The 9,676-nt window shown below is 48.4% G+C and carries 7 protein-coding genes and 1 pseudogene; 1 reads left to right on the forward strand and 7 read right to left on the reverse strand.

All coding sequences use genetic code 11. The features are described from left to right. The 6 genes from QM579_RS02035 to QM579_RS02060 all read right to left on the reverse strand — a co-directional run. On the reverse strand, positions 1–635 hold a 635-nt coding region (locus tag QM579_RS02035), incomplete at its 3' end, for an ABC transporter permease (protein ID WP_414997562.1). After that, positions 632–1,804: a phenylacetate--CoA ligase family protein gene (locus tag QM579_RS02040; RefSeq protein ID WP_414997563.1), complete on the reverse strand. Its 1,173-nt coding sequence runs from the start codon at positions 1,802–1,804 to the stop codon at positions 632–634. The genes QM579_RS02040 and QM579_RS02035, both read right to left, overlap by 4 nt. A gap of 154 nt (positions 1,805–1,958) precedes the next feature. Further along, entirely contained in the window at positions 1,959–2,831 is an 873-nt protein-coding gene (locus QM579_RS02045; RefSeq protein ID WP_414997564.1) for a glycosyltransferase, read from the reverse strand. 2,205 nt (positions 2,832–5,036) lie between these two features. Then, positions 5,037–5,225, reverse strand: a complete 189-nt coding sequence (locus tag QM579_RS02050; RefSeq protein ID WP_414997565.1) for a hypothetical protein — start codon at positions 5,223–5,225, stop codon at positions 5,037–5,039. A gap of 170 nt (positions 5,226–5,395) precedes the next feature. After that, entirely contained in the window at positions 5,396–7,279 is a 1,884-nt protein-coding gene (locus tag QM579_RS02055) for a heavy metal translocating P-type ATPase (RefSeq protein WP_414997566.1), read from the reverse strand. A gap of 111 nt (positions 7,280–7,390) precedes the next feature. Continuing rightward, positions 7,391–7,654, reverse strand: a complete 264-nt coding sequence (locus tag QM579_RS02060) for a metal-sensing transcriptional repressor (protein ID WP_414997567.1) — start codon at positions 7,652–7,654, stop codon at positions 7,391–7,393. Between the two features lie 490 nt (positions 7,655–8,144). Here QM579_RS02060 and QM579_RS02065 point away from each other — a divergent pair, with 490 nt between their 5' ends. Further along, positions 8,145–9,140, forward strand: a complete 996-nt coding sequence (locus tag QM579_RS02065) for a helix-turn-helix transcriptional regulator (RefSeq protein ID WP_414997568.1) — start codon at positions 8,145–8,147, stop codon at positions 9,138–9,140. A gap of 117 nt (positions 9,141–9,257) precedes the next feature. On the opposite strand, the pseudogene QM579_RS02070 reads toward QM579_RS02065, so the two are convergent. Continuing rightward, positions 9,258–9,676 (reverse strand): annotated as a pseudogene (locus tag QM579_RS02070) (hypothetical protein); the annotation flags it as partial.

The following is a 9,676-nucleotide window of genomic DNA, read 5'->3' on the forward strand; positions in this document are numbered from 1 at the left end:
ATAATTATTGGGGCTACAGGATTTACTTTAAGACACCAATAATAGTGTTTTGGAACCTGCCCCAGCGTATACATGATTGGCGTAGCAAAAAAAGCCATCTGGGTGATGATGGTTGTCATATTACCCAGATCGCGAAAGAAAAGATTTACGGAGCCAAGAAGTAGGCACATGCCGTAGATTGTTATTAGTGTTATGCCAATCAGTAGAGGAATGCCCCAAAGCCAAATTATGCCGGGCATGAGGCCATCGGCAATCATAAATGCTGCGTAAACGGGCAGTGCAATGCAAAAATGAACCATATTTTGCAGAATCATGACCAAGGGGATGGCCTGCCGTGGAAAAGCTACTTTTTTAATAAGGGTTGGGTTGGCTGCAAATATGTGTGGTCCTTCATTGACACTATTGACAAACCACTGCCAAGGAAACATGGCCGCCAGCAAGGCTACCAGATAGTGATCTACCTGAAAGCGCATGTAGACGCTGAACACCAGATAAAAAATTAGTGCGTAGGCCAAAGGGTTGAGGAGCGACCAGACAAATCCGAGGAGGCTGCCCTTATACCGCACCGTCAATTCTTTATGCAACAGTACCTGGAGTAAATCTCGATACCAGCGCCATTTGGACGGTAAGGTCATGCTCTCTCCCGCACAAGATAGGAAAATTTTCCACGAATACCAACAAACACAAGCTGTTCAGCATCAATTCGCCGCAAGGCCAAGGAAGGAAAGCTTTCCCGCACTGCAGCTTGCACTTGATCCCAGTGTTCAGAGGGGGTCACCAACCGTAACTCCGCAGCGGCATTGCCTTTGACCATTATTTGAAAATCTGAAATTGGGCCACACCGATCCAAGATGTCCTGAATGTAGTGTGTAGGATAGGTGGTATTATCGATGGTGACGGTATCATGAACCCTCCCCGTGAGGTTGACAATCCACCAACCATCAGGACGTTCTTCCAGCGCGCCAAGGTCACCCATGCGATAACGGATGAGCGGCATAGCGTTGTTGCGCAGATTGGTGAACACTAATTCGGAGCATCCCGCCTCTTCGGTGGCGGCAACTTCGGGCCAGACCAGCGAATCCGAAACCAGCATATGCCCGCGCGGCCCAGAGGCAAGCTCTTGGGCCATGACGCCAAATTCACATGCTCCGTAACGGTTGGATACTCTTATCCCCAAGGAACGCTCGATAGTCTCGCGCTGATGGGGGAGTAGCATTTCGCCGGTCGTCACAAATATTTCAAACAACCCCGGTGTCCGTCGGTTATTTTTTTCAAGATATCTGGCCAGCGCGTAAAGGGAAGAGGGGTGCCCCTGCACGACCCTTGCTTTTGCCTTGTGCAGATCTTTCAGCAGTTTTTCTTGCGCCGCATCACCAAAACCATCGGTGTAAATGTTACACCTGTTAAGAACAAAACACTTTTTTTGTTCAAAGCGTAAGGCTTCAGGGGGGATTGAGGCAAAGCGTGTTGAAAGATGCGCCTCCCGATTATAACGGCGTTTTCCACCCCATTCCAGCATGAGAATATTCTGGGCTGCTGTCCAATCCAGTCCTTCCTGGTCATAAAAAATTGATGCGGCAAGCCCGGTGGAACTGCCGGTTTTTTGCTCGCGCACAATGCGCTCGAGATATGGCTCGCTGATCAGTCGCTTGCCCTGCTCACGAAGGATAGCTTTCGTAAGGTAGGGCAAGTCCGAAAAATAGCGCATATCCCGGTTTACGCTCTCAGGGTCAAACCCATGCTGCTGAAAAAGGTCGCGATAATAGGGTACAGTGTTTTTTGCGTGCGCAAGCAATGTAGCCATGCGTCGTGCAGCCAAGAGCTTCCTTTGTGCAAACGGAAGTACGGCTTCGGACCGCAAAACATGGAATTTTGGTGTGATACATCGATTTTGCTTTTTTTCAGCAAGAGGGTACAGAAGATTTGTCACCATTATCCCAAAAAGATCATACAATTTTCTATGCATGCGTCGTGTCTCTACCGACCTGCGGCGTTACTGTTTGCAGCGGAAAAATATCATCCAACACAGCCTCCATTCGTGCGAAACGCGCTTCCCACGAATGGTATCGACAGGCCGCGTCAATGGCATTGGTGTCTTGCCGTTCTCCGGCAAGGGCTTTTATAAGGTTGTCTTCAAACTCATCCGCAGACGCACTTGAAAAGTAGAGGTGTTCAAAATCCTTGAGCGCCGGGAGGCGGGAACCCACAACAGGAAGCCCCGCCGCAAGATATTCAAAAAATTTCATAGGGAACATGGCATCCGTGTAGGCATTGCGTGGTACTGGCAAGGCTGCCACATCACAATGAGCCATAAAATATGGCAATTGTCCGTAAGCCCGTGGCCCAAGAATATGAATATTGTCCATATTAGGCGGTTTGCGACTGTCGGGTTGGCCCTCTCCCACCGGGCCAATAAGCACCCAGTGCATTTGCGGATGTCGCTGGGCCAATGTTTCAATAAGGTCGTAGTCTACCTTATATTCACTTAGCGCTCCGACAAATAGTACTCGTGGGTGTGGAATATTTGCAAGTTCAGGGGGAGGGTGTGGCATGCTCCGGGCTGTTTCAAAAAAAGCCTGATCACAAACATTAGGCTCATAGACAACATGCGGAAATAAGTTTTTCATGCGGTCACGCAAAAAGGGTGATGTTGCAAAACAGACCTTGGCCAAAGTGCCTAGGTGTTTTTCTCCAGCTGAAATGACAGAGTGATCGATACGGGGAGCAGCACCAAGGTCATCCACGCAGTGGTAAACAATGCCACTATTGGGGATGGATTCGCATATGTTGGCAATAATTGGATTATATGTCCAGATAAGAGGGGCGCGCATTTTCAGACGAGCAAGGTGCCATGTGATGGTTGCCTGCAGCAAACGAGCGTTGAGGGCCCGTATTGCCGCTGACCCATGCATAGGCAGTGCGAATGGTGATACGCGCCACAAGTTGGCCGAAACTTGGCGGGCAATGGGGACAGCCTTGCAAAGGCGGCGTGCAATGCGTCCTATATCCTGTTTATGGAGCATGGGCCGTCGCAAGCCAAGAGAATCAACATACAAAACGCGGTAGCCACGCTTGGCGAATAATACAGCCATATGCTGCTTGTTAGTCCAAAAGGGGTTGTCCCAGTCTGCCGTGGAAAAAAGTAAGATATCTCGTTTGGCAGAAGTCTGTGCATAACGTCTGTTCATGGATGCCTTATAAAGCTTTAAGGTTGGCCGATTGTCCGGACAAGAAATAGCAGTTTTTAGCCGCTTTTCCCCCTTTAGACAATTTTCAGTCTATCCGCGCGACAACACCCCCTTGGAGTTGCGCCGACCAGACTGCTGTGATGGTATTCCAGGTTGTAAAGACCGCCCCACTTGTCAATATCCATTCGGACCCCCCCAAGCAGTTTTCATAGGTGTTTAGGCACAGTGCTTTGTGTATGAATCTATTTGAGTGCTTAATAGGCACGTTGCCAGATCTGCGGGTTAGCAGCCCATTAGGATGTGGGGTGTTACCTTGTAACGTTTTGTAAAAATAAAGTTGATAAATTGAATGCCCTCATTTTTTGAGGTTATCAGAAGGCAACTATTTTATCAATATTTCTTTAGAGAAACGAGGCTAAAGTGTTATAAGTCAGGGATTTTAGTGGGGTAGTTAGGAGGGTTAGGATGCAACATAAGCGTGATCGGCCTTATTGAGCACAAACTAATGGGAAGGCAGAATTTTTTATTAGGATGACATTGCGAGAATGGGCACGCGCAGAAATCTAGAGCCGTGTGCTCTCTGCTGCTGCCTGGCCTGCGCGTTGGCAGGCGCATTAAGCTGGACAATAGAAGTGCAAAACGCATGCAAAACCCACTCAATATGGTCGCTAGGCAGGCTGCGTTCCGACTGGATGACAATGGTTTCACAGGATGTTGAAGGTCGAATCCTCCGGTGAAGCTCGTGAGAACGGCTGCTATACAGAAATGCTTTGTGTAGGAGGCGATGACAGCCTACGGATTTTTTTTGGATATGGAAAAATATATTTATAATAGATTGTTGATAGGTCATAAATGAACGTGTAATAAAATATCACTATTTAATATTATCTTTTTTATTTAAAATATAAATCGGCAGTGTAAGTTTAATAAGCAACACTTTCAGCATAGTTGACACTGCAAATAAAATGAAAATAAATTGGGAGCTGTCCTAGAGAATGTAAATCGTCTACGATTCACTCATGAGAAAAAATCGTCTCAGCAAATACAAGCAGGGTAAGCTGATAGAGTTATTTGTAGTTGGTGGGTTCCCTAGTTGGAGTTAACAAAACTACTTGCCAGCTATTATTTGAACTAGTTTCGACTTGATCTGACAGGTCCCCTTGAAGGAGAGGGGAATCTCCGTTTTGACATATGTAACTTCTTCTTCAGTAGGGGGAAATTTCGTTTTAGACTGGTCGCATCGTCCACTGTTGTTGTTCTTACCACGGCTTTCTTCAAGCGATCCGCCAGATTTTACCTTGGCGACCCATTCTCGTAACGCCCTTTTATCTTTTATGCCCAGTTCTTCGGCGAGTTGCTGATAGCTACGCCCACTTTCAAGATAGAGTTATACGGCTCTTCTTTGGAGGTGGGCGTATAAGTGGCCTTCTTTTTCGTTGCCATACGAAATCCGCCTCAAGTTTTTAGCCAAGAGGAACTTTACTACCATGACTACTTGATTGGGGCATATCAATGCCAGGGAGCTTCCCAAAAACAAAGTCTAACGTATGTTCTTCTACTCCGTTCTAGTCGTGATGAGTTTGTCGGATGTTTGTCATTAATTGTGCCGAACCACAACGGCTTTTGCCTCTTCCCCTGTTTCTCTTCTTTTTTGTCAGCTAAGGAATTCTTTTTTGTAAAGGCGAAGAAAAAGCATAAAAGAGGAAGGGCCGATTGGCTGACCACGGCTTGTCGGCGCGCTTAGATCATTTGTAATTTCTAGAATGCTCCAAGGTTGTACATGTATCTGTCCAAGGTTGCCCGTTTTTCGTGTTGCTAGCGTGCTGTATAGCAAGAGACCTTTTGCCCTCATGGGGAAAGTGGTGACCGCCAGATGCCTGATGGCATGAAAGCCAAATGGTTATATTCGCGTACTGCACGGCGGATGATGTCAAACAAGAGCAACGGTCTGTGCCCCATCACTGGCAAAGCCTGGCTCAGATCCGCAGCATCGTCAAAGGCCACAAGTCCGCTTGGGCCACGTGTAACGTGAATCATGTGTCGAGAGTATCCGCATATAATTCAACCTATTATCCATTTTCTGATTTTTAAATAAAAAAACCTGCTTGATTAAGCTAAATAATTTAGTGAGTTGATTGAGTCTGGATAATCCATACTCACACGTGAAATCAACACAACTGAAGGGATTTGTTTAGATACTGGCCCGGTTACTTAGTGGCGGGCATCAATTTTCGCTCGTACAGACGGGCGGCATTGAGCACAACCAGAACGGAACCAGCGTTGTGTACCAGAGCCCCCGTTATGGGGTTGAGCAGGCCCATGACCGACATGCTGATGGCAACAAAATTGATTGCCATCGACAGGGTAATGTTAAATTTGATGGTATTAACCGTGGCATCAGAGAGGCGCTTCAGGTAGGGGATTTTCGCGATATCGTCGCCCATCAGCGCGATGTCGGCTGCGTCAATGGCAATATCGCTGCCCATAGAGCCCATTGCCACGCCAACATCAGCGATCTTCAGCGCTGGTGCGTCATTTATGCCATCGCCAATCATGCATACAACATGGCCTTGCTGCTGCAATATTTTGATGTGTTCGACCTTCTGCGCCGGGAGAAGTTCAGAGTAGACAAGGTCAATTCCGGCCTGTTTTGAAAAATGGCTGGCTGTTTGCGCATGGTCGCCAGTCAAAAGAACAACACCTGTCCCCATATCATGCAGCTTACTTACCATCCCTTGTGCACGAGCCCGTAATGTGTCCGAAAATGCCACGGCACCCGCGCAGACACCGTCAAGGGCGATCAAAATTACCGCCTTGCCCTGCATGCGCAGATTTTTCAGGGCTGCAGCGGCCTTTTCATCAACATGCACACCGTTGTCCTGCAAATAGCCGATGTTCCCGACAAGCAAATCAGTGTCGTCAACACTGGCGCTGATACCCCTGCCGGGCGTCATGATAAAGCCGCCTGCCTTTGCCAGAGAAATGTTTTTGTCTTTGGCATGAGCAACAATGGCTTTGCCAAGCGGGTGCTCTGACAGTGCTTCCACCGAAGCAGCAAGTTGCAACAGGTTGTGCGGCGTTTTTTCAGGCAAGAAGGAAATGATGTCGCTGACAACCAGAGTGCCGTGGGTGAGTGTTCCTGTTTTGTCAAAGGCTATGCGGTCAACCTTGCCCATATTTTCCAGAGCTTCACCGGACTTAATCAAAACACCTTGTCGGGTGGCCTGACCAATGGCGGCCATGATGGATGTGGGAGTGGCCAGCGCCAGAGCGCAAGGGCAAAAAACCACAAGAACGGTAACAGCCCGCACGATGTCGTTTGTGATGGCATACGCGCCAACGGCAATGATCATTGCTATGGGAACAAGCCATGCGGCCCACTTGTCCACAATGCGCTGCATGGGTGCTTTGCTGTTTTCTGCCTCCTGCACCATGCTGACAAGTTTTTGCAAAGAAGAATCCTCACCGATCTTGGTGGCTTCAATATCAATCGCCCCGAATCGGTTGATTGTTCCACTGAATACGCCGTCTCCCACCATTTTATCCACTGGCAGAAACTCTCCGGTCATAGTTGACTGGTCTATGGATGTGTTGCCGATACGGATAGTTCCGTCCACAGGCACGGTTTCACCCGGTAAAATTCGCAACAAGTCGCCGCAGCGGATTTGCTCAACAGCAACCATTACTTCCTCTATGATTTCGCCGTGTCGCGTAAGCTTGCGGCCCTGCAAGGGCATGAGACTGATTAACTCCTTTATGCCTTTTTTCGCCTTTTCTACGGTTCTTTCTTCCAAAATGGCGCCGATAGCCATAATGAACGCGACCTCTCCGGCGGCAAACAGCTCGCCAATATAAATGCACGCAAACATGGCTATGGAGATGAGCAGGGCGGATGTGATGCGCCGCTCAAAAAAGATGCGATACAGAGCGAGATAGACTAAAGGAAACCCGCAAATGAAAACCGTAACCCAGGCCGGGTCTAACGGAACAGAAATGTCCCCCAGCAGGATCACAAGGCTGGCGGCCAGAAAAGCCCCCCCCAGCACGGTCATGCGTAGCCCGGACAGAATATTGAAGAGAGTTTTAAGCATGCAAAGTGCTTCCTTTTTGCGGTAAAAATAGCAGTTATATACCTTGTACCCCTATGGGGTATATGGATTGTCAGAAAAAATATATGTGGCAGCACCACATATATTGGTAAGTCAGACAATTCTTGAAAATTGTTCAATGGCTGATGTCAGCCGCTTCAACACCTCGGCTTCGTTTCCGTTTTTGATGCCATCCAAGACGCAATGCTGCATATGGCCTTCAAGAACTACCTGCCCTGTTTTGTGTAGAGCTGACTTGGCCGCGCCTATCTGAACAAGAACGTCTTCGCAAGGCTTGCCGTTCTCGACCATCTTTATGATGCCTTTGATCTGTCCTTCAATTCGCCGAAGCCGCTTGGTAACAGCGTCGACGTCCATACAGTCGCTCATACTTCCACCCTTACTTTTATGAACACCATACCCCTATGGGGTATGGTGTCAATGGCTGTGGGGGCGCATTTCTGGCATAAGAGGTCTGTCATGTTCAATATCAGGTGAGCAGCGTCGAGGAGTCCAAGTATTTTTTATTAAAGCAGCTTTGAGAACTAGCTATGCCCATGCCACCTGTACAGAGCGAAATGAGGCTTAGGAGCAAGCTCAGCCAGAGTGATATGGCTTGAAACTGCTTTGGCACAAAACGATTACCCAGGCAGATATGCCAAATATAAGGCCAGTGTGTGGTGTCCTGCACGCAGACGGCTTGTGCAGAACTACTTTACTCTTCTGATTACTTATATGCTTGAAAAATTACTAGTTATGATAAATTATGTGAAATTGAAATTCGTTTTTACAAAAAATGTAAAAAATGGTATCAGCCGCATATGTAAATTCTAATTGGGGCCATAAGGAGGCAGGTTGGGGTGATGTCATGAATATGTGCATGGAGCGGGTTTCCGAGTATTTTCCTCGTGAAAAGGGCATGGCTTACCGCCGGGATAAAGAAGGTGCAGCTGGCATTGTTTCTGAAAGAAGCCAGCCGTTCCCGGACATTTTTCTTGAAGTCTTGCCTCACGATATTTTAAAAAATGAGCTACGGGTGCGATTCGCTACGGAGATACCGCCAAGCCAGGCGCGGCTCCTTGTTTTTTCATTATGTCTGGCGGGGCTGGTTACGACACGCATCGAATCTGACCCGCCAGATGTGGTAGCCCAGGGGCAAAATCAGCTTGCAGTGTATCACTATTCTACTGTGCGAGGAGAGTCCGTCTTTCAGCGGGGCGAACTTTCAATGGTCAACATTTGCATAAGTTTTGAGACACTGGAACGGTTGTACGGCAAAAATCCGATGCAACCCTGGCTGCTCAGAACGTCTGACCAGAAGAAACTGCATATTCAGGTGGTAACGGCCCCGCTACTGTTGCTGGAGGCTGGCAGGCGGTTGATCCTGCCCCCTGTCAAAGGACAGGCAAAAGAGATGTACAGGCGAGGAGCGTGCCTTGAATTTCTTGCCCTTGCACTTGAGTCTTTGCAAAAGCTGTCCGGTGTGGCAGCGCCGATGCTTCTCAGCCAACAGGACATGGCACAGTTGACCCTTGTTAAGCACCAGCTTGAGAGTTCTTTTGAACAGCCGCCGTCATTGCAAGAGTTGAGCAAGATGTTCATCCTTAATGAATACAAACTTAAAAAAGGATTCAAACAGCTATTCGGTATGACCATCAGCGGATACGTGCAGTTTTGCCGCGTCAATCATGCTTACAAGCGTTTTCTTGATGGCGAATCCAACGTCAGCCAGTGCGCCTGGGAGGCGGGTTATACCAACGTGAGCCACTTTATCACGGCTTTCCGCAAGCACTATGGGTGCACGCCCGGTAAGTTTATTATCAGGCAGAAAGACATTATTACTCGTCTCAGTATGTCAGGATAGGCCGTTTTTATTCTATATATCCTGAACTTTACTAGCCGTTTTTACAGGTGTGTACAGGCATCTCCCTACCGCTATACGCTCGGGGGGAGATGCCTGTTCTCATATCAGGGCAACTTTTCACCGAGCCAGGCGTTCGTGAGCTGCCGCAAAATGGTCGGAAGCCACAGCAGCGAGAAGCGACAACTCGCCTGCAAGGCAAGTGGCGGCGCAAACCTCTGCCAGTGCAAAAGACTGGCCCTTGCCGGCAAGCTGAAGCATCTTCAACCCTACGGCTTGTGAAGGCAGTTTGGTACCACCGCCCACGGTTCCCACAATGATGTTGGGCAAGGTGAGCGTCACATACAGATTGCCGTTGTCCTCCACCTCCATCCTCGTAACGCCGACGCTGGATTCAGAAACGCAGGCGGCGTCTTGTCCGGTAGCGAGATACAGCGCCGCCAGCCCATTGGAAAAATGAGCCTGAATGCCCATAGCTCCACTCATGATACCGCCCATTGCGGTCATCAACCATACCTGTTGCATATCCTTTGCAGAAA

The organism is Desulfovibrio sp. (assembly GCF_047607245.1).
Lineage (GTDB): Bacteria > Desulfobacterota > Desulfovibrionia > Desulfovibrionales > Desulfovibrionaceae > Desulfovibrio.

Excerpts from the sequence above, each read along its gene's own strand:
- QM579_RS02040 (WP_414997563.1), bottom strand. The coding sequence starts at position 1,804 with ATGGCTACATTGCTTGCGCACGCAAAAAACACTGTACCCTATTATCGC.
- QM579_RS02045 (WP_414997564.1), bottom strand. The coding sequence starts at position 2,831 with ATGCGCGCCCCTCTTATCTGGACATATAATCCAATTATTGCCAACATA.
- QM579_RS02050 (WP_414997565.1), bottom strand. The coding sequence starts at position 5,225 with ATGATTCACGTTACACGTGGCCCAAGCGGACTTGTGGCCTTTGACGAT.
- QM579_RS02055 (WP_414997566.1), bottom strand. The coding sequence starts at position 7,279 with ATGCTTAAAACTCTCTTCAATATTCTGTCCGGGCTACGCATGACCGTG.
- QM579_RS02060 (WP_414997567.1), bottom strand. The coding sequence starts at position 7,654 with ATGGACGTCGACGCTGTTACCAAGCGGCTTCGGCGAATTGAAGGACAG.
- QM579_RS02065 (WP_414997568.1), top strand. The coding sequence starts at position 8,145 with ATGAATATGTGCATGGAGCGGGTTTCCGAGTATTTTCCTCGTGAAAAG.